This is a genomic window from Corynebacterium sp. NML 150383 (assembly GCF_002285085.1).
In the GTDB taxonomy this organism is placed as follows: domain Bacteria; phylum Actinomycetota; class Actinomycetes; order Mycobacteriales; family Mycobacteriaceae; genus Corynebacterium; species Corynebacterium gottingense.
Genome location: NZ_NSGK01000005.1, coordinates 143,306 through 166,263 on the forward strand (window position 1 = coordinate 143,306; position 22,958 = coordinate 166,263).

Below are 22,958 nucleotides of genomic sequence, written 5' to 3' on the forward strand. Positions count from 1 at the left end.
CTTGTGACTTACATGACTCTGACCAACTGGTGGTGGCGCGCGTAGACGGCGTGCCACCGATTGTAGGTTCCCCATTTCACGGCCCGCCAGCTTGGACCAACTCAAGCACCGCGGGCCTTTCCGCTCCAGAGCCCTCGGTGTCAGCACACACGAAGGACGACAATGAGCAACCCCCCGAATACTCCGCCGGGCGCCGCGCCCCAGGTAACGCGCCGCGACGTGCGCTACCACGCGGACGCCGCAAGCCTGTTCGCCCACCTCGGCGGCACCACCACGCCCGACTCCGTGCTGCTTGAGTCGGCCGACATCACCACCCGCTCCGGGCTCCAGTCCGTCGCGGTGCTGCGCGCCTCGCTGCGCGTGACCTGCCAGGGCGACCGCGTCACCGTACTCCCGCTCACCGAGTCCGGCCGAGTGCTCGCCGCGCGGCTCCGCGAGCAGCTGGGGGAGTACCTCACCCCGGGCGCCCGGGCCGACGTCTACGCGTTCCCCGCCTCCGACGCCGCGGACGAGCGCGAACGCCTCACCGCCACCTCCACGGTGGAGGTCCTGCGCGCGCTGACCACCGGCGCCGGGTACGGCGACGAGGACTTCCCGCTGCTCGCCGGCGGCTTCGCCTACGACTACCTCGAGACCTTCGAGGACCTGCCACGGGTTGCCGACGGCGCGAACACGTACCCCGACTACCAGTACGTGCTCGCGGAGGTCCTGCTGCGCATCGACCACCAGTCCCAGACCGCGTACCTCGCAGGCGTGGACGCGGCCGGCGACGGCATCGACCTCGACGACCTCGCCGCGCGTATCGACGCCGCCGAGCCCGGCACCGCCGACGCGTACCAGCCGACCCCGAGCGCGGCCGGCACCTTGCGCGTGCGTACCGACATCTCGGACGAACGGTTCTGCGCTGACGTCGATAAGCTCAAAGGCAACATTGCCAACGGCGACATCTACCAGGTGGTGCCGGCGCGCAGCTTTATCACCGAGTGCGCCGACGCCTTCGCCGCCTACCTGCAGCTGCGCGCGACCAACCCGTCGCCGTACATGTTCTACCTCCGGGGCGTGGACACGCGCGGGGAGGCGTACGAGCTCTTCGGCGCCTCGCCGGAGTCCAACCTGAAGTACACCCAGGCCAACCGCGAGGTCCAACTCTACCCGATTGCCGGCACCCGCCCGCGCGGCCTGGCCGAGGACGGCTCGATCGACCACGAGCTGGATACGCGCATGGAGCTGCAGCTGCGCACCGACGCCAAAGAGGTCGCGGAGCACACCATGCTGGTGGACCTGGCGCGTAACGACGTCGCCCGCGTGGCCACCCCGGGCACCCGCAGGGTGGTCGATCTGCTGCAGGTGGACCGGTACTCACGGGTGATGCACCTGGTCTCGCGGGTCACGGCCGAGCTGGCCGGGGACCTCGACGCCCTCGACGCCTACCGCGCCTGCATGAACATGGGCACGCTCACCGGCGCACCGAAGCTGCGTGCGACTGAGTTGCTGCGCGAGCTGGAGGGGCACCGGCGCGGTTCCTACGGCGGTGCGGTCGGGTACCTGCAGGGTAGCGGCGACATGGATACCTGCATCGTGATCCGTTCCGCGTACGTCACCGGCGGCACCGCCGTGGTGCAGGCCGGGGCCGGTGTGGTGCGCGATTCCAACCCGCAGTCCGAGGCCGACGAGACGCTGCACAAGGCCTACGCGGTGCTCAACGCGATCGCGCTGGCGGCCGGTGCCGAACTGGAGGTGGAGAAATGATCGCCTTGCTGGATAACCAGGACTCGTTTGTGTACAACTTGGTCGACGCGCTCGCTGAGTACGACTCAACAGTGTTCCGCAACACCGTGAGCGCCGACGCCGTGCTCGCTACTGAGCCGGACTTAATAGTGCTGTCGCCCGGGCCCGGGTACCCCGCGGACGCCGGGTGCATGGCCAAGCTCATCGACCGGGCGCAAGGGCGGATCCCAATCCTCGGGATCTGCCTGGGGTACCAGGCCCTGGTCGAGCACTTCGGGGGAGCGGTGCGGCCGTGCGGGCCGGTGCATGGGGCGTCGATAAGCATGGCCCTCACGGACGCCGGACAGGACTCGCCGCTGTTTGCGGGCATGACCGTGGACGACATCCCGGGGCAGCGCGGGCGACTCGTGCCGGTGGCGCGCTACCACTCGCTGGGCGCCACCGCGGTGCCGGCGGGGATGCACGCGCTCGCGCACACCGCCACCGACATTGGCGCCGCGGTCATGGCCGCGGCGAGCGACGACGGCATGTCCCTCGGCCTGCAGTTTCACCCCGAATCCATCCTCACCCCGGCAGGGCCGACGATGCTGCGGCGCAGCGTGGACCTGCTGCTGAAGAAAGGAACGAACAATGGCAACCGATAAATCCCTGGCAATCCTCAAGCGCTTCCTGGACAACCGTGCACCCTCGCTGGAGGAGGCGGTCGAGGCGTTCACCCCGCTCACGGTGGGCGATTACGACGACGTCCACATCGCCGCGCTGCTCGCCACCATCCGCACCCGCGGCGAGACATTCGCGGACGTGGCGGGCGCGGCGCGCGCGTTCCTCGCGGCCGGCCGACCGTTCCCCGTGACGGGGGAGGGGCTCATGGACACCGCGGGCACCGGCGGCGACGGCGCGAACACCATCAACATCACCACGGCCGCCTCACTGGTCGCGGCCGCGGGCGGGGTGAAGATGATTAAGTGCGGCAACCGCTCAGTATCGTCCAAGTCCGGATCGGCCGACGTGCTCGAAGCGCTGAACATCCCGCTGGACCTGGACCCGGAGCGCGCCGTGCGCCAGTTCGAATCCTCCAACTTCACGTTCCTGTTCGCGCCGGCGTACAACCCGGCGATCGCGCACGTGCAGCCGGTGCGCAAGGCGCTCGGCGTGTCCACGCTCTTCAATACGATGGGCCCGCTGCTGTCGCCGGCGCGCCCCGAGTTCCAAATCATGGGCATTGCCAACCCGGCGCAAGGCCAGCTCATCGCGGAGACCATGCGCGAGCTCGGGCGCGGCCGCGCCATGGTCGTCCACGGGGCAGGCACCGACGAACTCGCGGTCCACGGCGAGTCGCAGATCTGGGAGCTCGACCGCGACGGCGCGATCACCCACTCCACCGTCACCCCGGAGGAGCTCGGCCTCGCGCGGCACCCGTTGGAGGACCTGCGCGGTGGTGACGGGGAAGCGAACGCTGCGGCGATGCGCGCCACCTTCGCCGGCGAAGGCCCGCAGGCGCACCGCGACGCTGTCGCCGCCACCGCCGGCGCCATGTTCTACCTCTACGGCACCACCGACACCATCGCCGACGGCGTGCAGCACGCGCTCGCATTGCTTGCCGACGCCACCGTGCACACCTGGTTGCGCCGCCACGAGGAGGCTGACTACAGTGCCTAAGCCCGCCGAACTGCCCACGGTGCTGGAGGACACTGTCGAGGGGCGAAAGGGTCACCTTACCGAAATCCGGCAGCGTGTCGCCCACGTCAATTTCGACACGTTACCCAAATCGGAGCGCTCCCTCTACGACAACCTCAAGCGGGAGGGGACGAGCTTCATCATGGAGTGCAAGTCCTCCTCACCCTCGCTGGGCCTGATCCGCGACCACTACGAGCCAGGCGCTATCGCGCGCATCTACTCCCGGTACGCCGCCGGCATCTCGGTGCTGTGCGAGCCGGACCGCTTCGGCGGGGACTACGACCACCTGTCGACGGTGGCGTCAAGCACCCACCTGCCGGTGTTGTGCAAGGACTTCATCATCGACGACGTCCAGGTCTACGCCGCCCGCTACTACGGCGCGGACGTCATCCTCCTCATGCTGTCAGTGTTGGACGACGCCACCTATGCCCGATTGTCCGCGCTCGCGGACTCGCTTGGGATGGACGTCCTCACCGAGGTGATCGACGAGGAGGAAGCGGCGCGCGCCACCCGGCTCGGGGCGCGCATCTTCGGCGTCAACCACAGGAACCTCCACGACCTATCCATCGACCTCACGCGCTCGGCCCGGCTGGCCACGCTCGCGCCCGAGGGGGCAGCGGTGGTTGCCGAGTCGGGCATCCGCGACGCCGAGACCGTGCGCCAGCTCGGCGCCCACGCCGACGGCTTCCTCGTCGGCTCGCAGCTCACCGGCCAGCCGGACGTCGACCTCGCAGCCCGCGAGCTGGTGTACGGGCCGAACAAGGTCTGCGGCCTCACCTCCTGGCCGGCGGCGCAGGCGGCCAAGGCGGCGGGCGCCGTCTACGGCGGCCTCATCTTCGAGCAGGCGAGCCCCCGCAATGTTTCACGTGAAACATCGGCTGACATTATCGCGCACGAGCCGGGCCTCAAGTACGTCGCGGTTTCCCGGCGGACCTCCGGGTACGGCGACCTCATCCAGCCCGGCATCGCCGCCGTCCAGGTCCATGCGCCCTACCAAGGGTCGATCGAGGCGGAGCTCGACCTCGTCGGCCGCGTCCGCGGGGAGGTCGGCGCCGGCATCGAGGTGTGGCGCGCGGTTTCCATGAGCGCCGGTGATGGGGGCGGGGTCGCGCTGGGGCTGCAGGGGAGCGCGGACAAGCTTGTGCTCGACGCGCGCGACGGGGGCTCTGGCGAGACCTTCCGCTGGGCCGACATTCCGGCCCAGGTACGCGGCCACGCGCTGCTCGCCGGCGGACTCCACCCCGGCAACCTCGAGGATGCGCTCAGCGTCGGCTGCACGGGCGTGGACCTGAACTCCGGGGTGGAGTACCCGGCGGGCGCCGGCGCGTGGGCCGGGCGGAAGGACGCAGCGGCGCTGCGGCGCGCATTCAACATCATTGGCAATTACCACTACCCAAGGACGAACAATGAGTGATTACACCCACGGCGGCAGCACGATCCTGCCAGCCTACTACGGCGAGTTCGGCGGCCAGTACGTGCCGGAGTCGCTCCTCCCCGCGCTTGACCAGCTCGAGCGCGCCTTCGTCGACGCGTGGGAGGACGAAGAGTTCATGGCCGAATACCGAGGCCTGCTCCGCGACTACCTCGGCCGCCCCACGCCGCTCACCGAGTGCCGGAACCTGCCGCTCGATGGCGCCAACGCGCGGATCTTTCTCAAGCGCGAGGACCTCGTCCACGGCGGCGCGCACAAGACAAACCAGGTGATCGGCCAGGCGCTCCTGGCCAAGAAGATGGGCAAGACCCGCATCATCGCGGAGACCGGCGCCGGCCAGCACGGCACCGCGACGGCGCTCGCGTGCGCGCTCCTGGGCCTGGACTGCGTGATCTACATGGGAAAGGTCGACATGGCCCGCCAGGAGCCCAACGTCTACAGGATGCGTCTCATGGGCGCGGAAGTCGTCGGCGTGGACTCGGGCGCCGGCACGCTCAAGGACGCGGTGAACGAGGCGCTCCGCGACTGGACCGCCACCTTCCACGAGTCCCACTACCTGCTCGGCACGGCGGCGGGTCCGCACCCGTTCCCCAAAATGGTGAAGGAGCTCCACCGCGTCATCTCCGCCGAGGCGAAGGCGCAGATGCAGGACCGCGTGGGCGCGTTGCCGGATGTGGTGTGCGCCTGCGTCGGCGGCGGCTCGAACGCGATCGGCATGTTTGCCGACTTCATCGAGGAGTCCGCCGTCGAGCTCGTCGGCGTGGAGCCCGGGGGAGAGGGTGTCGGCGTGGGCAAGCACGGGGCCGCGATCGCAGCCGGTACCGTGGGCATCCTCCACGGCACGCGCTCCTACCTCATGCGCGACGCCGACGGGCAAGTGGAGGAGTCCTACTCCATCTCCGCCGGGCTTGACTACCCGGCCGTCGGCCCCGAGCACGCGCACCTGGCCAAGTCCGGGCGCGCTCGGTACGCCCCCGTCACCGATGAGGCGGCGCTGCGCGCGTTCCAGATGCTGTCTCGGTACGAGGGCATCATTCCGGCCCTCGAGTCCTCGCACGCGCTCGCGTACGCGCTCGACCGCGCAGCCTCGCACCCGCGCGATGCAGAGCCCCTGACCATCCTCGTGTCGCTCTCGGGCCGCGGCGACAAGGACGTCGCGCACGTCCGCGCGACCCTGGAAAGCCACCCGGATTGGGTGATTGCACGGAAGGAGACCAACTAAGATGTCCACCCCTACTACGTCACGTTACGATTCAACGTTCGCGGCACTGGAGGCAAAAGGCGAGGGGGCATTCGTCCCCTTCGTCATGCTGTCCGACCCCACCCCCGAGGACGCGCTGCGCATTATCGACGCCGTCGTGACCGCCGGAGCCGACGCCCTCGAACTCGGTGTTCCGTTCTCCGACCCTGTTGCGGACGGTCCCGCGATCCAGGCAGCCCACGTTCGTGCGCTGGACGGAGGCGCGAGCGTCGATAAAGCTCTCGCGCAGGTGCGGACCATCCGTGAGCGCTACCCGGATCTCCCCATCGGCATGCTCATCTACGCCAACGTCGCCTACGTGCGGGGGCTGGACGAGTTCTACGCGGCGTTCCGCGAGGCGGGCGCAGACAGCGTGCTACTGCCCGACGTGCCCGTGCGCGAGTCGGCAGCGTTCAGCGCGGCGGCGGAGGCGGCGGGCATCTGCCCGATCTACATCGCACCCGTAAAAGCGAGCGCGCAGACGCTCGAGGGGGTGGCGGCGCAGTCCCGCGGCTACATCTACGCCATCTCCCGCGACGGCGTGACGGGGGCCGACAAGGCCGCGTCGGTGGAGGGTCTGCGCGAGGTGGTGGACAACGTGCAGTCGGACGGCGGGGCGCCGGTGCTGCTTGGCTTCGGCATCTCAACCCCGCAGCACGTCGCCGACGCGATCGCGGCCGGGGCGGCAGGCGCGATTACCGGCTCCGCCATCGCCAACATCGTGGCCAAGTACACAGCGCACACGCACCCCGAGCCGGCGCGGATTACGGACATGGACGCGCTCACCAGGGAACTGTCCGCCTACGTCGCACAGATGAAAGAGGCTACGATAAAGGCATGACTTGTTCACGACGCCTCTTCCTCCTCGGCACTGCCACCACCTTCGCCGGCGCGTTCCTCGCCGCCTGCGGCGAGCCCCCGAGCGAGGAGGTAGCCAAGACCGCGGTCCCCGTGGGCAGCTCGGTCATCCTCGACCACTTCATCATCGCCCAGCCGACCGCCGGCGAGTACGTCGCCTACTCCTCGGTATGCCCGCACCAGCAGCAGAAGATCACCGTCGTCGAGGGCGAGAACGTGAAGTGCACCGCGCACGGCTCCGTGTTCAATACCGCGACGGGTGACAAGGTGTCCGGCCCCTCCGTGGCGGGACTGCGGGAAGTACCTTTGGAGGATCAGGGGGAAAACCTCGTCGCGACCGACGGCCAGGTCTAGCTTCACCCAGATACTCCATTACGGCGACCCCCAATGGTTGGCATTCCAATCGTTGGGGGTCACAACTATCTCGACCGGCTTAGCACTGCAGTGCCGCCCGGTCCCATCCGCGGAAGTACGAATCGGGGTACGGCAGTTTCGCCGGTGCGACCCCGAGTTCCCGCAGCGCGTCGATAGCCCACTCGGCGTTGCGGAGCGCCGCGCGACCGATGAGGACGGCGTCGGCTTCTTCGCGGTCGAGGATGGCTTGGGTCTGGGTGGCGTCGACAAGCATGCCCACCGCGGCGGTGGGGAGACCGGCGGCCTCGCGGACGCGGCGGGCGAAGTCGACCTGGTACCCGGGCGCAGCGGGGATGTCGGCCGGGACGTTGCCGCCGGTGGAGACGTCGATGAGGTCCACGCCTGCCTCGGCGAGCAGGGGAGCGAGGCGCTCCGAGTCCTCCGCGCGCCAGCCGTCGGGCTCGACCCAGTCGGTGGCGGAGAGGCGCACGAGCAGCGGCATGCCCTCGGGGATGGCCGCGCGGACGGCGTCGACGACCTCCCGCAGGAGGCGGGTGCGGCCGTCGAAGTCGCCGCCGTACTCGTCGTCGCGCTCGTTGGACATCGGGGAGAGGAACTGGTGCAGCAGGTAACCGTGCGCGCCGTGGATCTCCACGAGGTCGAACCCGGCGTCGACAGCGTGCTTCGCGGCCTGGGCGAACTGGCCGGGCACGGCGCGAACCTCCTCCAGCGTCATCGCGCGGGGGACGGCCTGCCCGTCCGCTGCGATCGCGCTCGGGCCGAGCGTTTCCCAGCCACCCTCCTCCGGCGGCACCGTCCCGCGACCCTTGTTGTCGGGCAGCATGGGGTAGGTCGACGCCTTCCGGCCCGCGTGGCCCAGCTGGATCCCCATCTTCGCACCCATCTCGTGCGCGAAATCCACGATCGGCGCCCACGCCTTCGCGTGCTCGTCGGACCATATACCCGCGCAGAACGGGGAAATGCGTCCCTCGGGCACGACGCCGGAGGCTTCCGCGATGATGAGCCCGAAGCCGCCTGCGGCGCGCGCCCCGTAGTGGACCATGTGCCAGGACCGCGGGATGCCGTCGCGCCCGCTCGCCTGGTATTGACACATCGGCGGCAGCCAGATGCGGTTGCGGATTTCCAGGTCGCGGAGAGTCAATGTGTCGCTCAATCGCATGCGCCCAAGCATAGACTTCAACCATGCCAAACTTCCTCACCCGCATCGACCCCCTGGTCGCCGGCATCATCGTCTCGGCCCTCATCGCGTTCGTCCTGCCCGCGCGGGGCGCTTTCGCCGACGGATTCAGCGTCGCGGTCAAGCTCGCGATCGCGCTCCTCTTCTTCCTCTACGGCGCGCGCCTCTCCACCCGCGAGGCCCTCAACGGTCTGACCCACTGGAGGCTCCACGCCGCCATCCTCGCGTGCACGTTCGTCGTGTACCCGCTCATCGGCATCCTCCTTCGCCCGCTCTCCGCGGTCGTCTCGCCGGAGCTCTACCAGGGCATCCTCTTCCTCACGCTCGTGCCGTCGACAGTCCAATCCTCCGTCGCGCTCACCGGCATCGCGCGCGGCAACGTCAGCGGCGCGGTCGTCGCCGCGAGCCTCTCATCGCTCGTCGGCGTGGTCGCCACCCCGCTCCTCGCCATGCTGCTCATGCGCTCGAGCGGGGGAGTGCTTATCGACGCCTCCGTCTTCCTCGACATCTCCATCCAACTCCTCCTCCCGTTCCTCCTCGGCCAGCTGGCCCACAACTTTCTGCCCCGGGTCCGCGAGATCGCCGCGTCCAAGGCGACCAAGATCGTGGACCGCGGGTCGATCTGGATGGTTGTCTACTCGGCGTTTTCCCAGGGCGTCGTCGCCGGAGTGTGGACGCAGTTGCCGCTGTGGCAGATTCTGTTTCTCATCGTGTTTGCGGCCGCACTCGTCGTGGCGATGCTGCGGGTGACGGGCTGGGTGCCGGGCAAGCTCGGCTTCAGCCGCGCGGACACCGTGGCTATCCAGCAGTGCGGGACACAGAAGTCGTTGGCCACGGGTCTGCCCATGGCCTCGGTGATGTTTGGCGGGGCGACCCTGGGCACCCTCATTATTCCGCTCATGATCTACCACATGACGCAGCTGGTGATCTGCTCCTCGTACGTCTCGCGTTACGCTGGTGCAGACGAATCGCAACACTAGAAGGAGATGTTTCACGTGAAACATTACGTGCGCATCCACTACCAGGTGCCGGAGCTCGGGGGAGAGCTGCTCAACATTGCGGAGCTGGAGGAGATCTCGAGCGACCGCTGCACCATGGTCCGCATGATCGAGCTGGACCCGAACGAGACCATCACCGGTGTGTACACGGAGGGGTGCGTCATCGGCCAGGCCAACGAGCCGATGGGCGCGGTCCCGCACCCCGACTCCTACGACGCGCTGGAGGGCATCACCTCCACCCGCCTGACCCGGATGGAGTTCGAGGGGCTCTGGGGCGAGGCGAAGGTGAAGTTCCCGGAGATCGGGTAGGGGAGCTACCCGAGCAGGTCGTCGAAAAGCAGCTCCCTGAGCTTGGCGTAGGTGACCTCGTATGAGGCTGAGTTCTTGCCGACGGTCTGCGGGTTCCAATTCGCCATTTCAATGATCGGCTTCAGCGCGCCGACGAGCTTGGTCAGGTTGCCCGGCGCCTGCAGGAACTCCAGCGGCGGCTTGTGCCAGGTGAGGCGTCCGGCCTCGGCGTCGTCTTTGATCAGCGCCTGAATGCTGAACAGGAGCGGGATGAGGTAGCCGGCCGGCGGCACCTCGTGCTCGACAAGCTGGTTGGTGACCAAGGTGCGGTTCGCGCCCTTCGACGTCTTCTTCACCGCGCCGATGCGACCGAAAGACCCACCGTTCTCGTTATAGGCGTCCTTGAAGCCGGTGTAGATGTAGTCGTAGCAATTGAGGATGTCAACGATCATCTCGAAGGCCGACGCGATGTAGCCATCGAGCACCACGTAGCTCTTCCCGTCGTCTGTCTTCTCGGCCGCACCGTCCGCCTCGACCAGGTCGGTGAATCGCTGCAGCGAGGCCGCCTTGCTGGAGTACGCGGAGGTTGGCGTGATGGGTTTGATGCCGTAGTTGCCAAGCGTCGGCACCTTGCCCAGCGACACCCACAGCAGCGAGACGAGCATGCGGGGGTCAATCCGCTTGTTGTCGTTGGTGCTCCACGTGACCTGGTCGGCCAGCTCGGCGGGCATGGACTCCTTGAGGAAGTCGAAGACGCCGCTCTTGTTCGCGATCGCGTCGGCGGCCAACTGCGCGTTCTGGTTGCGGTTCGCGCAGATGCCCATGATGAGGTTGTTGAACTCGGCGAGGCCGTCGCCGGCCTCCGGGCCCGCGAGGGGAGCGATGATCTCGAGCGGGACGAGCGCGTCGAGGGTGGGGGAGGTGTCCTGGCGCAGCGCCTTGAGCGCAGTCGTGTTCTCAGCCCAGGCTTCCTTGAGCTGGTCCCAGAACTTCACCTTCCGCAGCGCCTTCTCGCTCACGCCGACCTCGCCGAGGAGTACCAGCGCGATAGCCATCAGGTTGTGGCCGCCGTCGAGGACGCCTTCGCGGTCCGGGTCGGCGAAGTGGAGCTGGAAGCGGTCGCGATCGCGCTCGACCACGTCCGAGGATCCGATCAGGATGCCTTTGGAGTAGAAGGGGAGCATCTCCGGCGCGGTCTGGATCGTCTGCATGATGTCCTCAGTGATCGTCGTGCGCTTCGGACGACGGGGGTTTGCCGTCAGATCCTCGATGCTGATGAGGTCGACCAGATTCTTGATCTTCACCGCGCCGCTGATGCGGTAGAGCGGGCCGACGTTGGCGTCATTGCGCAGCTCGACCTTGAAGGTGACGGTTTTGTCTTGCATGGGTACGGACATGGTGGATTCCTTTCCTGTTGGGGTGTTCGACACACGACTGGATGCGTATGCACCGACCCCAGAGGTTCCGGAATCCACCTGGCCGTCCGGCCAAGTTCAGCCCACCGCCCTGTCCAGGGCAGTTCACGTTGTCGACGTGGCGACCTTGTATCAACCACTGGTACCGAGCATAAGTGCTCCGGGTTAGGAACGCAACCTTCTATTTAGTGATATACGTCGCACATTAGAGACAGCTGCTTTTGTTCCGGTGGCACTGACACAACAACGCCCCCGAGACCGACTGCACACACAGTTGGCCCGGGGGCGTAAAGCTACCTCGGTACGAGGCGCTCGAGCTTAGAACGGGAGCTTTATGTTGCCCAGGCCCGGAACTGCGCCGCTTGCAGCGACGGCAGCCAGGATGCCGAGCACGAGCGCGCCGATGCCGGTGCCGAGCAGGATGTTGGCGGTCTTGCCAGGTGCCCAATCGTTGGACGCGTCGCTCTTGATGGAGGACAGGAATGCGTCGTTCAAATCCTTGAATTCGCCCTCCTTGCCTTCGGTAGACGCCTTGACGATGCCGGTGGCCTTGTCCTTGTTGGCCTCGAAGTAGTTCTTTGCGGCCTCATCGGTGATGTCGGAGGAGCCGGTCTTCTCCCCATCTTTGCCCTCAGCCTGGGAAGAAGAGGCTCCCTGATCCTCCTTCGGGCCGTTGGCGTCATCCTGCGCGTACGCCGGAGCGACGGCGAGGGACAGTGCGGTTACTGCTGCGAGTGCAGCGGATGCGGAGCGCTTCATGGGAAGTTCCTCTCTCGTAGGGGTCGAGGGGCGGGGTCGCACCTCGATGAGGGTTAAACCGAGAACGTTCTGTTCAAGGTGCGCAAGCATTTGCCAGAAAAACCTTTGGCAGCTGCTTACTATTTGACGTATCGAAGCGGTTGCGCGAAGCGTTACCCCGTTTGTCTCTATTTTCATAAATACTTTTCGTTACTTCGGGGGTACTGCCTCGTGCCCACAGATGACACCGACCCACGCAAAACCCCCAGCCACCGAGACTTCAACGAGCCTCTAGCTGGGGGTGCGAATGAGCTGCCCGGAAATTAGGGCAAAGCTGCGACTAGAACGGCATGTTCGGCAGCAGACCCGCCTGGTTGGCAACGAAGCCGATGGCACCAAGGCCAGCGGCTGCGACAGCGACCCAAGTGAGGATCCAGCCCGCCTGCGTAGCCTGGTACGCCTGATCGGCACTGGAGCCCTGCTCTACGGATCCGACGATCATGTCCTTCGCACCGTCGGTCTTCGGGGCAGCGCCGTAACCCTCATCCTCGAGCTTCTTGTCGAGCTTGCGCTTTTGAACACCCTGTCGAGCACCCTCTTCAGCGCCCTGAAGAGTATCCTCCACAACGCCCTTCGGTCCTTCGACGGCTTCGCGCACACCCTCGATGAATTCGTTCGAATCTTCCGCAGCCTGCGCCGGAACAGCGGTGAGGGAGAGGGCGGTAGCGGTAGCGAGTCCCGCAGCAATGGTGCGCTTCATCAGATACTCCTTGTGTCGGTTCACATTCCATGCCTTTGGTCGGCATTGCGGGCAAGGGTACCGCTACGTTTCTGTATTTGTCCAGAGTTCTATGGACATCGGGGGAGGATTGTGTCGGCGCTACGCCCGTGGCACGCTCAGATACCGATATGAGGATACCGTTCTCGCCGCCCAGGAGCGCGTTGTCGGGGCCTTACTATCGGTATTTACCGGCCCCCGGCCCCAACACACCGCCGAACCTAGAACACCAGGTTCACCAAGGCCATGTACAAAAGTGTGCCGGCGAAGATTGAGAGGCCGGGGGAGCGTCGCCAAGCGTGGAGCGCAAGCGTAGCGACGCTCGCGATCAGGGCAGCGCCAACCCCGCCCGGGGCATAGGATGCGCCGCCAATCGTGTACACCACGAGGACCGTCATCACGCCGACGGGCATGTAGAGCCCGAGGAACTCAATGAACGGGCTGCCCTTGAGCAGTTTGAGGAAGGAGAAGGGCAGGGCCCTTAACGCTACTGTGACGAAACAGACTGGGATGAGGACCGCCCACACCATCGACGCGGTAATCCCAACAGGCAGTCCCATTAGCGCACCCTCCACGTGAGTTTCTTGTCCAACGCCGGAACCCAGTAACGCACGAGCAAGAGGAGGAAGTACGCAATCAGTGACACCATGAGCATCGAGGAGGGCACCAGCACCATCGCCAGAATGCCCATCCCCATTGCAAGCACGACGGCCCCGAAGTCCCGGGAAGACTGCAGGGCCTCGTACGCCAGGACGATGAACAGCGCGTTGAGCGCGAACTCCATGCCTTGCACGTCGGGCGGGATGATTTGGCCGGCGAGCGCCCCGACGATGCCGGGGATGACCCACCGCAGCTGGCACACCACCTGGATGGTTAGTAGCCGGGGACCGCTCACCGGGGCGTTGGGGCCGCGGGCGGAGACGATGGCGTAGGTCTCGTCGGTAAGCGCGTACGCGGAGTAGCGGCGGCCCCACCACGAGCGGATGAGGTGGCGCGGGTAGGTGAGCCCGTAGAAGATGTGGCGGAAGTTCACCATGACGCCAGTGACGGCGGCAGACAGCGGCCCGATCCCGGACGCGACCATATTGATGGCCAGGAACTCCATCGACCCTGCGTAGATGACCACTGAAAAGATCGGCGTCCACCACCAGGCGAAGCCGGATTGGGTCATAAGGAGGCCGAACGCGAGGCCGAGCGGGATCAACCCCAGCCCGACGAGCCACGTGTCCTTGATGCCCGCGCGGACTTCATCCAATGTTTCACGTGAAACATGCAATGTTGCTCCACTTACCCTCCCGCGGGCCGGGTCAGCCCGCTATTCGCTTTGCGACGCCCACCACGCCTTGAGTTCCGCGACCGCCTCGTCGTGGTCGAGCTCGCCGCGCTCGAGTCGCAGTTCCTTCATGTACTTCCACGCCTTGCCCACCTGGGGGCCTGGCTCGAGCCCGAGAATCTGCATGATCTCGTTGCCGTCAAGGTCGGGGCGCACGCGGGCGAGGTCCTCCTTGGCCGCGATGTCCGCGATGCGCTCTTCCAAATGATCATAAGTGCGCTGCAGGCGGCGTGCCTTCTTTGGATTTCTCGTGGTGCAGTCGGCGCGCACCAGCTTGTGCAGCCGGGGGAGGAGGTCGCCGGCGTCGGTGACGTAGCGGCGCACCGCGGAATCCGTCCACTGGCCCTCGCCGAAGCCGTGGAAGCGCATGTGCAGAAACACGAGCTGACCCACATCCTCAATCACGTGCTTCGGGTACTTCAGCTTCCGCATGCGCTTGCGCGTCATCTTCGCCCCGACCACCTCGTGGTGGTGGAAGCTCACGCCACCGCCCTCCTTGGCCGCGCGGGTATCCGGCTTGCCAATGTCGTGCATGAGCGCCGCCCACCGCAGCTTCAGGTCCGGGCCCTCGTCCTCCAGCTCGGTCGCCTGACGCAGCACCGTCAGCGAGTGGCGGTACACATCTTTGTGCTGCATGTGTTCGTCCTGCTCCAGCTGCAGCGCTGGAATCTCCGGCAGCACCTCGTCGGCAAGACCTGTCTGCACGAGCAGATCGATGCCCTCCCAAGGGCGCGCACCGAGCATGAGCTTGTCCAGCTCCGCTTGCACGCGCTCGACGGTGATGCGGCCGATCTCGCCGGCCATTGCGCGCATCGCGTCGAACACGCGCGGCGCGACCTCGAAACCGAGCTGGGAGACGAAGCGGGCGGCGCGCAGCATGCGCAGGGGATCGTCCCGGAACGAGATCTCCGGCGCCTGGGGCGTGTCGAGCCGGCGCGCGAGCAGATCGTCGAGTCCGCCGACGGGATCGTGGAAGGTGGGGGTGAGGGTGGCGTCGACAAGCGAAAGCTCGATCGCCATCGCATTGCAGGCAAAGTCGCGCCTGACCAGGTCGCCCTCGAGCGTGTCGCCGAAGGTGACCTCGGGGTTGCGCGTCACGCCGTCGTACAGATCGGCGCGGAACGTCGTGATCTCGACCTGATTGCCGTGCTTCACCGCGGCGACGGTGCCAAACTCGATGCCCGCGTCCCACGTGTTTTCGCCCCACTCGCTAAGGATCTCCTGCGTCACCTCCGGCCGCGCGGAAGTGGTGAAGTCGAGGTCGTGCCCGAGCTTGCCCAGCATCGCATCGCGCACTGGCCCGCCGACCATATATAAGGTCTCGCCGCGCTCCGCGAAACGAGCGGCCAGCGGCGTCAAGAATGGGGAAAGCTTATCGACGCTCCCCTGCGCACGCGCCAACAACACCGCCGCCGCGTTGGGGTCGTCAGCGTCGGGGAGGTCGAACAGGGGAGGGTAAGTCTTCGGCGTAGTCACCCGTCACACGATACCTGCCCGTTCCCGTGGACCGTAAGGGCCTGTTAAATACCACAAACGGCCCGCTGACCGATACGATAAGGCGGATGAACGAGAACACACGGCCCTCCCAGGGCTCCGCACCCAACCGCACCGACGCCCGTCCCAACGGCGCCGGCGGTAGCGGTGGCGCCGGCGGCGCCAGGGGAGCGGATTCCAACGGCGGACGGCCGAGGCGCCGGCGCCGCCGGCGTCGCTCGCGCGGCCAGGGCGGCCAGGGTGGGCAGAGCGCCCAGGGCCAGGGCAACCAGCAGGGCGGCCAGGCCAAGCACAGCGAGAACGGTGGCGGCAACAGCAACCGGGGCCGTGGAAGTCGGCGCCGCCGCCACCGCGGGCGCGGCGGAAGCCAGACCAAAAACCAGCCGAAGAACCAGTCCAACGGAAAGGACAACGCCAAGGGCGGCAAGGGCAAGCACCCCAAGGGCGGCAAGAATGCTGCGCGGCGGAAGCGGGGCCGGGGCGGGAATCGTCGGCAATCGCACTACAGCCACCACGAGAACTCGGGGATGGTCACGCGCGACGAGACGTCGGCGGGCGGCCTCGTCGTATCCGGGCTCGCTGAGGCGGTGAACCCGGACACCAAGAAGGTGGACATGTCGCAGCTGTACGTGGCGCTGATCGGGCGCCTCGACCGCCGCCGGCGACTCCTCTGGTCCATGCCCAAGGGCCACGTGGAGGACGGCGAGCACCAGTGGCGCACCGCGGAGCGCGAGGTGTGGGAGGAGACCGGCATCGTCGGCGAGGCCTTCGACACCCTCGGCACGATCGATTACTGGTTCGTCTCCGAGGGGGTGCGCATCCACAAGACGGTGCACCACAACCTGCTCCGCTACGTCGACGGCATCCTCAACGACGAGGACCCCGAAGTCACCGAGGTGGCCTGGGTGCCGCTGAGCGAGCTCATCGAGCGGCTCGCCTACGCGGACGAGCGCAAACTGGCCCGCGTGGCGTACGACCGTCTCCCGGACCTGGCGCGTGCCGAGTTTGAGGCCGGAAGGGTCACCCCGCGATGACCCACGGCCACGGCGAGAGCACCAGACCCATGCACGCGCGGGCGGTCGGCGCGCTCGGCGCGGCGGCCCTCTTCGTCGTCGGCGCACCGGGCCTGTCCGCCGCGGGCATCCCGGCGACGCTCCCCGTGCCCACCGACCCGGCCGACCCGTCGGTGACGGACCAGTGGGTCAACCCCAACGTCCGCGAGGGGGAGGGCGCGCTGGCCAGGCTCGCCGCGATCGAGGCACCGGACTCGCTCCAGGCGCACGATCCGTTTCACGTGAAACTTCGCGTCACCAATACGTCCGAGCGCACGCTCGAGGGCCTGAGCATCGTTCCCCGCCGCGGCCCGCTGACCGGCTCCGTCGCGGACCAGCGCATGGCCACGATCGCGGCGACTGGCGAGTACGGCGTGGCGGGGGAGCGCGTGAGCGTCGATAAGCGTATCGCCGCGGGCGAGTCCGCCGAGATCGACGTCGACCTGCACAGCGATTCCCTCGGCCTCAGCGCGCTCGGCACGTACCCCGTGAGCCTGGTGCTTGTCGACGCCAACGGCGCCCCGCTCGACTCCGAGCGCTTCCACCTCACGGTGCGCGGGCTCGCCGACGGCGCCGCCCCCGGCGGCATGACCGCCCTGTACCCAATTGCCGCGCCGGTGGACATCGTCCCCGGGGAGACCGGCGACGCGCCCGAGGAGCCACAGCTGGTCCTCGCCTCCGACGCCCTGGCCACCGAGATCGCGCCCGGCGGAAGGCTGGACCAGCTCGTGGACGGCTACCTCGCCGCGACGCAGACGCCCGCGGTCCGCGAGGCCACGTGTGCCGCCATCGACCCGGCGCTCGTCGACACCGTCGACCGGATGAGCCGCGGCTACGTCATCGCGCAGGAGCGCCAGCCGGTGGTGAAGGAGCCGCAGCGACTCCGCGACTCCTGGGGCTCCCACGACAACGATTGGTCGGCGACCCCCGGGCCGGGTCAGGAAGACGCGTCCGCGTTCCTGGAAAAACTCCGGCAGGTCTCTGCGCAAAGCTGCACCGTGGCCCTGCCGTGGGCGAACGCCGACCTCGACGCCGTCGCGCGCACTGGGGACCCGTGGCTCATGCGCGAGGCGATCGAGCGCGGCCCGACCGTCCTGGAGCGCATCCTGGGCAACGCGGGGATGCTCAATACGGTCGTGCCCGGCAATACGGCGCTGGAGGGGGAGAGCATCCCGGCCCTCGGGTGGGCGGACCACTCCCGGTCCACCGTCGCCGAGGAGGGGATGCAGGCCGCGTGGGAGCGCACCGAGGCGCTCGCGGCGCAGGCGGCCGCCGAGCACCCTGGCGTCGACGCCCTGGAGGCGAACACGCCCGGCTCCGCGAGCTCCGCCGCGGCGCCCAAGCCCGTGCAGACCGTGCGCGTGCTGCTCCCCGGCAACACAATCGAGTCCGGGTCACCCGCCGGCGATGTTTCACGTGAAACATCGGAAGGGGACGGCCCCGCGGCGCAGCGGTTCGCGTGGGCCGCGCCGAACGTTCTCGCGGTGGGGTACCAGGACGACTTGGCATCGGTGCTCGCCACCGTCGGTCCCGCACCGACCACCGTGTCCTACGCCCCCGAGGTCACCCGCTTCGACTACACCATGGACTCCGACCACTCGCGCGCCGTCAACGCTGCATCGGCCATCCGCCTCGCTGCGCAGCAGGCGTGGACGTGGGAGGGCGAACCGGCGACGGAGCCGGTGCTGGTGAACCCGCCCGCGACGTGGGACGCGGACACCGCGTCGGTGCTGCTGGGCACAGTGGCGGACCTGGTGACCAACGGCGGGGCGCAGCCCGTCTCGCTCAACGCCTACCTGGAGGCGCCCGCAGAGGTTCCGGCCGCCGCGAACGTGGGCACCCCGTACTCCGACCCGGGTGCGTTCACCGACTCCGAGATCATGGCCACCACGCAGCAGGCGCGGTTTACCAACGACCTCACCGAGCTGCTTGCGCCGGACTCCTCCATCGCACTGACCCGCTACGGGTACACGCTCCCGCTGCGCCGCGACCTCATCACCGCGCTGAGCACGGACGAGCGGCGCAGCGTGCACGAATACTCCGACGCCGCCGCCGCGACGAGCGGCCGACTCGCCGGCTCCAGGGACACGCTGACCGAGCTGCGGAGTTCGGTTGCGCTGATTCCGCCGGGGAATGTGTACACGCGGACGTCGCCAAGCAGCCCCTTGCTCATCGTCGCCCAAAACGGCATGCCGCTGCCCGTGCAAACATCGATTCAGTACCGCGGGCCCGAGGGCGCGACGCTCAACGTGCCGCGCGAGATGCGGATACCCGCGCGGGGCTCCGTGACCGTGCAGATGACGGCGGACCTGCCGGAGGCGAAGCGGGGGACCGACCTGCAGCTGTTCCTCGCGGGGCCGAAGGGCGCGCCGATGTCGCAGCCCGTGGACATCACCGTGCGCACCGCGGCGATCGCCGTCCGCGGGTGGGTGTTCGTCGCCGCGCTCGGCGCCGTCGTGACGGTGCTGCTCGCGCTCACGGTCGGGCGGAAGCGACGCTCGCGGGCCCCCAACTCGGGCGAGCACGCGCCGGCGGCGACCGGGAACGACCCGCCGCCACTCGCGCCACCAGCCCAGCCGCCAAACAGGCAGCCGCACAACCCGGACGAACCACCAAACCCGTGATTGGAGAACATCCGTGACACAACAGGATGACGCCGAGCGCACCGCTGGCTTACGCCGGCGCATCGTCACCCCGGCGCCGCCCGCCCCGGTGCCGCAACCACCGGCCAAGGTTCAGGGCCCGGAAGAGGACCCGAACCAGCCCGACAAATCGATGCTGACCACCAGCCCCAAGGGCGAAAGCAGCGAGTCCGAAGCCGCGCAGTCCGGGCAGCCCGGAGGCAACGCTAGGGACAACAGGGACCACAAGGAGAGCAAGGACGCAGCCTCCACGGACACGATCCACGTCGTCGACATCGACGACGAGGACCTGGACGCACCCGCCGGGGCAGTGGGGGCCGGAGCAGGCGCCGCAGCGGCGACCGCAACGCTCGAGGCCCCAACCAAAACCGACAAGGACAGCGGCACCAGCGCCGCGGACACCGGCGACGGCGAGGAGGGCACCAGCAACACCTCGGTCGTGCGCGCCACCGGCTCCATGGCGGTGGCCACCCTCATCTCCCGCGTCACCGGCTTCATCCGCACCGTGCTCATCGGCGCGGCGCTCGGCCCCGCGGTCGCCTCCGCCTTCAACACGGCCAACACCCTGCCCAACATCATCACCGAGATCGTGCTGGGCTCCGTCCTCACCGCCCTGGTGGTGCCGGTGCTGGTGCGCGCCGAAAAGGAAGACGAGGACCACGGCGCCCGCTTCATCCGGCAGTTGTTCACCCTCACCGTCACGCTCATGACGGTGGTCACCGTGCTCGCCGTCGCGTGCGCGCCACTGCTGACGCGGCTCTTCCTGGACGACGAGGGCAAGGTCAACGTGGTCCAGGCGACCTCGTTCGCCTTCCTGGTGCTGCCGCAGATCTTCTTCTACGGGCTCTTCTCACTGTTCATGGCGATCCTGAACACGAAGGAGCACTTCCGGCCCGGTGCCTGGGCGCCGGTGGCAAACAACGTGGTCTCCATCGCGGTGCTCCTGCTCTATATGTTGCTGCCGGGGAGTTTGAATCCGGCGGCGCCGGCGTCGATAAGCAATCCGCACGTCGCGCTGCTGGGCCTGGGCACGACGCTCGGCGTGGTGGTGCAGTGCCTCATCATGATGCCCGCGCTGCGGAAGCTGCGGATTGACCTGCGGCCGCTGTGGGGCATCGACGATCGCCTCAAGCAGTTCGGCGGCATGGCGCTGGCCATCATTACGTACGTGGCCATCAGCCAGGCGGGCTACATCGTGACCACGCGCATCGCCTCGACGGCGAGCGAGGCCGCGCCGATCATCTACCAGCAGCACTGGATGCTGCTGCAGGTGCCGTACGGCATCATCGGCGTCACGCTGCTCACCGCGATCATGCCGCGCCTGTCGCGCAACGCCGCCGACGGCGACGACGAGGCCGTCGTGCGCGACCTCACGCTGGGCACCAAGCTGACCTTCATCGCGCTGATCCCCATCATCGTCTTCATGACGGCGCTGGGCCCGGACATCGGGCACGCCCTATTCGCCTACGGCAACTTCGACGGCGACACCGCCCGCACCCTCGGCCTGACGATTAGCTTCTCCGCGTTCACACTCATCCCGTACGCGCTCGTCATGCTGCACCTGCGCGTGTTCTACGCGCGCGAGGAGGCGTGGACGCCCACCATGATCATCGCCGGCATCACCGCCACGAAGATCGTGCTGAGCTACCTCGCGCCCATGGTCGCCGACTCCACCCAGTCCGTGGTGGTGCTGCTCGGCGCGGCCAACGGCTTCGGCTTCATCGCCGGCGCGCTCATCGGCGCGTTCCTGCTGCGCCGCAAGCTCGGCACGCTAGAGGCCGGCACCGTCATGCGCACCTCGTTGTGGGCCGCCGGCGCGGGCGTGGTCGGCATCGCCGTGACGTTCCTCATCCGCTGGCTGGTCCGCGACGTCGCCGGCATCAACGTCCCGCGCGCGCTGGGCTCGCTGATCGGCCTGCCCTCGCTGGGATTCCTCATCGAGGTGGCCATCCTGGGCGTCCTCTTCCTCATCGTCACCGGCCTGGTGCTCTCGCGCTCGAAGCTGCCTGAGGTGCAGAACCTGGGCCGCGCGCTCACCCGCATCCCGGGCCTGGGCCGCTTCATCCGGCCGGACGACACCGCCGCCATCGAGGTCGGCGAGGTGGACCCGCGCGACGTGTCCACCCAGTTCCTCGTTGCCGACACCTTCAACGCCAGCCCGGTCCCGCCGCCGATGTCCGCCGGCGTGGTCCGCGGCCCGCGCCTCGTCCCGGGCGCGAACGTGTCCGACGGCCGCTTCCGCCTCATCCGCGACCACGGCGCCACCACCGGCGCCCGCTTCTGGCAGGCGCGCGAGCTGTCCACCGGCGCACCCGTGGCGCTCACCTTCGTGGACACCACCGGCGCCGCACCGATGGCGCCCGTCACCCCGCGCGAGGCCGCCCTGCAGGCCGCCGGCGTTGCCCGCCGCACCCGCAAGCTCGCGCGCCTGGGCCACCCCGCGATCGCCGACAACATTGAGATCCTGTCCTACCGCTCCGGCGCCCTCATCGTGGCGGACTGGATCGAGGGCTCCTCGGTAAAGGCGGTCGCCGAGAGCGGCCAGACCCTGCACACCGAGGCCGTGGCCAACGCGCTCGCGCCGCTCGCCGGGGCGCTTGCCACCGCCCACGAGCAGGGCATCCCGCTCGGCCTGGACAACCGCCAGCGCCTGCGCGTGGACACCGACGGCCACGTCCGCCTCGCGTTCCCCGCCGTCCTTCCGGATGCGTCCGGCCCCGCCGACGCCGAGGCCTTCGCGTCCGCGCTCCAGCTCCTCACCACCAACGTCAACTCCGACGCGCTCGACGGCATCACGCAGCGCACCAGGGCGCTTGTCGACGCCGACGCGATCGAAAACAGCGACTTCCACGACCTCGAGGACGCGCTGCGCCGCGAGGCGAACCTGCCGGCACCGGGGGAGGAGCCCACCTCCGCCAACCGGGGCGGCTCGACCGTCGTCGCCACCGCCGCGGCGTCCGCCAACGAGGCGTCCGAAGAGACTGCCACCGAGGACGAGCTTGTCGAGCCGATCGCAGAGACCACCCACGACCCGGACGAGGTCCCCGGTGGCTTCGGTTCGCGCCGCTACGGCACGATCACGGTCACGCTGCTGACGGCCATCGCGGTCGGCGCCGTGGTCCTCATCGCGATCCTCACCACCTCGCTGGTCGGACTGTTCTCCGGCAACGACATCAACTCTCCGGTCACGCAAAACTCGGTGGAGCAGGGCGCGGAAAACCTGGAGCGGGAAGCGCAGGAGGCCACAGAGTCCGCAGGGCTGCCCGTGATCATCGGGCCGCTCGAGGCCACGGCGATCGGCGCGGCGCAGGACGCAGCGCAAGGCACCGACCTCTCGCCGGTGGTCGACGGCGACCGCGCGACCAGCGCCACCGTCACCCGCGGTGAAGGCGTCAAGCTCGCCCCGCCGGAGTCCGCCGGCGCCGTCAACGTGGAGCAGATGCTCATTGACACCACCTCCGACGGCGGCCCCTACGAGATCTACGGCGTGCCCGCGGACTTCCCCGCAGAGCAGGAGGGCGCGCTGGACGTGCAGTCGCTGCCCAAGCTCGCGGAGGGCAAGTTCCACCCGGGGCAGAACAGCGTCGACGTCACCGACGACGTGAAGCTGCGCGGCGTCATCCTCCAGCTGCCGGCGTTTGAGAAGTCGAACAGTGTGGAGGTCAAAGAGGTTTCGGTGATTGGCTACACGGAGCTGCGGTGACGTGGCGTCGATAAGCGTTGAGCCCAAGCG

General features: G+C 68.1%; 19 protein-coding genes. 12 read left to right on the plus strand and 7 right to left on the minus strand.

What is annotated here, in order from left to right; translation table 11 throughout:
- Positions 1-162 precede the first annotated feature (162 nt).
- From CKJ85_RS06885 to CKJ85_RS06915, 7 genes are read left to right on the plus strand one after another with little or no spacing between them, the layout of a single operon-like run.
- Positions 163-1,749, plus strand: coding sequence for an anthranilate synthase component 1 (locus CKJ85_RS06885; protein WP_095553851.1), 1,587 nt, complete (start codon positions 163-165; stop codon positions 1,747-1,749).
- Positions 1,746-2,372, plus strand: coding sequence for a gamma-glutamyl-gamma-aminobutyrate hydrolase family protein (locus CKJ85_RS06890; RefSeq protein ID WP_095553852.1), 627 nt, complete (start codon positions 1,746-1,748; stop codon positions 2,370-2,372). The genes CKJ85_RS06885 and CKJ85_RS06890 overlap by 4 nt, the downstream gene beginning before the upstream one ends.
- Positions 2,359-3,387: an anthranilate phosphoribosyltransferase gene (gene trpD, locus CKJ85_RS06895; RefSeq protein ID WP_095553853.1), complete on the plus strand. Its 1,029-nt coding sequence runs from the start codon at positions 2,359-2,361 to the stop codon at positions 3,385-3,387. Before CKJ85_RS06890 ends, trpD begins: the two co-directional genes overlap by 14 nt.
- Positions 3,380-4,819 (plus strand): bifunctional indole-3-glycerol-phosphate synthase TrpC/phosphoribosylanthranilate isomerase TrpF, encoded by a 1,440-nt coding sequence (gene trpCF / locus CKJ85_RS06900; protein ID WP_233126989.1) that lies wholly within the window; start codon positions 3,380-3,382, stop codon positions 4,817-4,819. The genes trpD and trpCF overlap by 8 nt, the downstream gene beginning before the upstream one ends.
- Complete coding sequence (trpB, locus tag CKJ85_RS06905; RefSeq protein ID WP_095553854.1) at positions 4,812-6,059, plus strand: tryptophan synthase subunit beta; 1,248 nt, start codon at positions 4,812-4,814, stop codon at positions 6,057-6,059. The genes trpCF and trpB overlap by 8 nt, the downstream gene beginning before the upstream one ends.
- Position 6,060: 1 nt before the next feature.
- Positions 6,061-6,918, plus strand: coding sequence for a tryptophan synthase subunit alpha (trpA, locus tag CKJ85_RS06910; protein WP_095553855.1), 858 nt, complete (start codon positions 6,061-6,063; stop codon positions 6,916-6,918).
- The gene (locus CKJ85_RS06915; protein WP_095553856.1) at positions 6,915-7,289 is read left to right on the plus strand and encodes a Rieske 2Fe-2S domain-containing protein; all 375 of its coding nucleotides are present in this window, start codon (positions 6,915-6,917) and stop codon (positions 7,287-7,289) included. The genes trpA and CKJ85_RS06915 overlap by 4 nt, the downstream gene beginning before the upstream one ends.
- Before the next feature lie 79 nt (positions 7,290-7,368).
- On the opposite strand, the gene CKJ85_RS06920 is transcribed toward CKJ85_RS06915, so the two are convergent.
- Positions 7,369-8,469, minus strand: coding sequence for an NADH:flavin oxidoreductase/NADH oxidase (locus CKJ85_RS06920; RefSeq protein WP_095553886.1), 1,101 nt, complete (start codon positions 8,467-8,469; stop codon positions 7,369-7,371).
- Positions 8,470-8,492: 23 nt separating this feature from the next.
- Here CKJ85_RS06920 and CKJ85_RS06925 point away from each other — a divergent pair, with 23 nt between their 5' ends.
- Positions 8,493-9,467 (plus strand): bile acid:sodium symporter family protein, encoded by a 975-nt coding sequence (locus CKJ85_RS06925; RefSeq protein ID WP_095553857.1) that lies wholly within the window; start codon positions 8,493-8,495, stop codon positions 9,465-9,467.
- 6 nt (positions 9,468-9,473) lie between these two features.
- A complete protein-coding gene (locus CKJ85_RS06930; protein WP_095553858.1) occupies positions 9,474-9,794 on the plus strand; it encodes a hypothetical protein in 321 nt (106 codons plus the stop codon).
- A 5-nt stretch (positions 9,795-9,799) separates the two neighbouring features.
- On the opposite strand, the gene CKJ85_RS06935 is transcribed toward CKJ85_RS06930, so the two are convergent.
- The 6 genes from CKJ85_RS06935 to CKJ85_RS06960 form a co-directional block, all read right to left on the minus strand.
- Positions 9,800-11,170 carry an AIPR family protein gene (locus tag CKJ85_RS06935; protein WP_095553859.1) on the minus strand — a complete coding sequence of 457 codons (1,371 nt, stop codon included), beginning with the start codon at positions 11,168-11,170 and terminating at the stop codon, positions 9,800-9,802.
- 336 nt (positions 11,171-11,506) lie between these two features.
- Positions 11,507-11,947, minus strand: a complete 441-nt coding sequence (locus tag CKJ85_RS06940) for a hypothetical protein (protein ID WP_095553860.1) — start codon at positions 11,945-11,947, stop codon at positions 11,507-11,509.
- 319 nt (positions 11,948-12,266) lie between these two features.
- Positions 12,267-12,686 carry a hypothetical protein gene (locus CKJ85_RS06945; protein ID WP_095553861.1) on the minus strand — a complete coding sequence of 140 codons (420 nt, stop codon included), beginning with the start codon at positions 12,684-12,686 and terminating at the stop codon, positions 12,267-12,269.
- Positions 12,687-12,925: 239 nt separating this feature from the next.
- Entirely contained in the window at positions 12,926-13,264 is a 339-nt protein-coding gene (locus CKJ85_RS06950; RefSeq protein ID WP_095535545.1) for a branched-chain amino acid transporter permease, read from the minus strand.
- Positions 13,264-13,980 (minus strand): AzlC family ABC transporter permease, encoded by a 717-nt coding sequence (locus CKJ85_RS06955; protein WP_233126990.1) that lies wholly within the window; start codon positions 13,978-13,980, stop codon positions 13,264-13,266. Before CKJ85_RS06955 ends, CKJ85_RS06950 begins: the two co-directional genes overlap by 1 nt.
- A 39-nt stretch (positions 13,981-14,019) precedes the next feature.
- The gene (locus CKJ85_RS06960; protein WP_369825031.1) at positions 14,020-15,444 is read right to left on the minus strand and encodes a CCA tRNA nucleotidyltransferase; all 1,425 of its coding nucleotides are present in this window, start codon (positions 15,442-15,444) and stop codon (positions 14,020-14,022) included.
- A 155-nt stretch (positions 15,445-15,599) separates the two neighbouring features.
- On the opposite strand from CKJ85_RS06960, the gene CKJ85_RS06965 reads away from it, so the two are divergent.
- The 3 genes from CKJ85_RS06965 to CKJ85_RS06975 are packed head-to-tail and all read left to right on the plus strand — an operon-like array spanning position 15,600 to position 22,928.
- On the plus strand, positions 15,600-16,565 hold the full coding sequence (locus tag CKJ85_RS06965; RefSeq protein WP_095553862.1) for an NUDIX hydrolase: 966 nt from the start codon (positions 15,600-15,602) through the stop codon (positions 16,563-16,565).
- Positions 16,562-19,207, plus strand: coding sequence for a hypothetical protein (locus tag CKJ85_RS06970; protein ID WP_095553863.1), 2,646 nt, complete (start codon positions 16,562-16,564; stop codon positions 19,205-19,207). The genes CKJ85_RS06965 and CKJ85_RS06970 overlap by 4 nt, the downstream gene beginning before the upstream one ends.
- A gap of 13 nt (positions 19,208-19,220) precedes the next feature.
- Positions 19,221-22,928, plus strand: a complete 3,708-nt coding sequence (locus CKJ85_RS06975; RefSeq protein WP_095553864.1) for a murein biosynthesis integral membrane protein MurJ — start codon at positions 19,221-19,223, stop codon at positions 22,926-22,928.
- Positions 22,929-22,958 lie beyond the last annotated feature (30 nt).

What these genes read in the sequence shown, in the direction of transcription:
- CKJ85_RS06930 (WP_095553858.1), top strand. Translation starts at nt 9,474, where the DNA reads ATGTTTCACGTGAAACATTACGTGCGCATCCACTACCAGGTGCCGGAG.
- CKJ85_RS06920 (WP_095553886.1), bottom strand. Translation starts at nt 8,469, where the DNA reads ATGCGATTGAGCGACACATTGACTCTCCGCGACCTGGAAATCCGCAAC.
- trpB (WP_095553854.1), top strand. Translation starts at nt 4,812, where the DNA reads ATGAGTGATTACACCCACGGCGGCAGCACGATCCTGCCAGCCTACTAC.
- CKJ85_RS06890 (WP_095553852.1), top strand. Translation starts at nt 1,746, where the DNA reads ATGATCGCCTTGCTGGATAACCAGGACTCGTTTGTGTACAACTTGGTC.
- trpA (WP_095553855.1), top strand. Translation starts at nt 6,061, where the DNA reads ATGTCCACCCCTACTACGTCACGTTACGATTCAACGTTCGCGGCACTG.
- CKJ85_RS06945 (WP_095553861.1), bottom strand. Translation starts at nt 12,686, where the DNA reads ATGAAGCGCACCATTGCTGCGGGACTCGCTACCGCTACCGCCCTCTCC.
- CKJ85_RS06925 (WP_095553857.1), top strand. Translation starts at nt 8,493, where the DNA reads ATGCCAAACTTCCTCACCCGCATCGACCCCCTGGTCGCCGGCATCATC.
- trpD (WP_095553853.1), top strand. Translation starts at nt 2,359, where the DNA reads ATGGCAACCGATAAATCCCTGGCAATCCTCAAGCGCTTCCTGGACAAC.
- CKJ85_RS06965 (WP_095553862.1), top strand. Translation starts at nt 15,600, where the DNA reads ATGAACGAGAACACACGGCCCTCCCAGGGCTCCGCACCCAACCGCACC.
- CKJ85_RS06950 (WP_095535545.1), bottom strand. Translation starts at nt 13,264, where the DNA reads ATGGGACTGCCTGTTGGGATTACCGCGTCGATGGTGTGGGCGGTCCTC.
- CKJ85_RS06935 (WP_095553859.1), bottom strand. Translation starts at nt 11,170, where the DNA reads ATGTCCGTACCCATGCAAGACAAAACCGTCACCTTCAAGGTCGAGCTG.
- CKJ85_RS06915 (WP_095553856.1), top strand. Translation starts at nt 6,915, where the DNA reads ATGACTTGTTCACGACGCCTCTTCCTCCTCGGCACTGCCACCACCTTC.
- CKJ85_RS06885 (WP_095553851.1), top strand. Translation starts at nt 163, where the DNA reads ATGAGCAACCCCCCGAATACTCCGCCGGGCGCCGCGCCCCAGGTAACG.
- CKJ85_RS06970 (WP_095553863.1), top strand. Translation starts at nt 16,562, where the DNA reads ATGACCCACGGCCACGGCGAGAGCACCAGACCCATGCACGCGCGGGCG.
- CKJ85_RS06940 (WP_095553860.1), bottom strand. Translation starts at nt 11,947, where the DNA reads ATGAAGCGCTCCGCATCCGCTGCACTCGCAGCAGTAACCGCACTGTCC.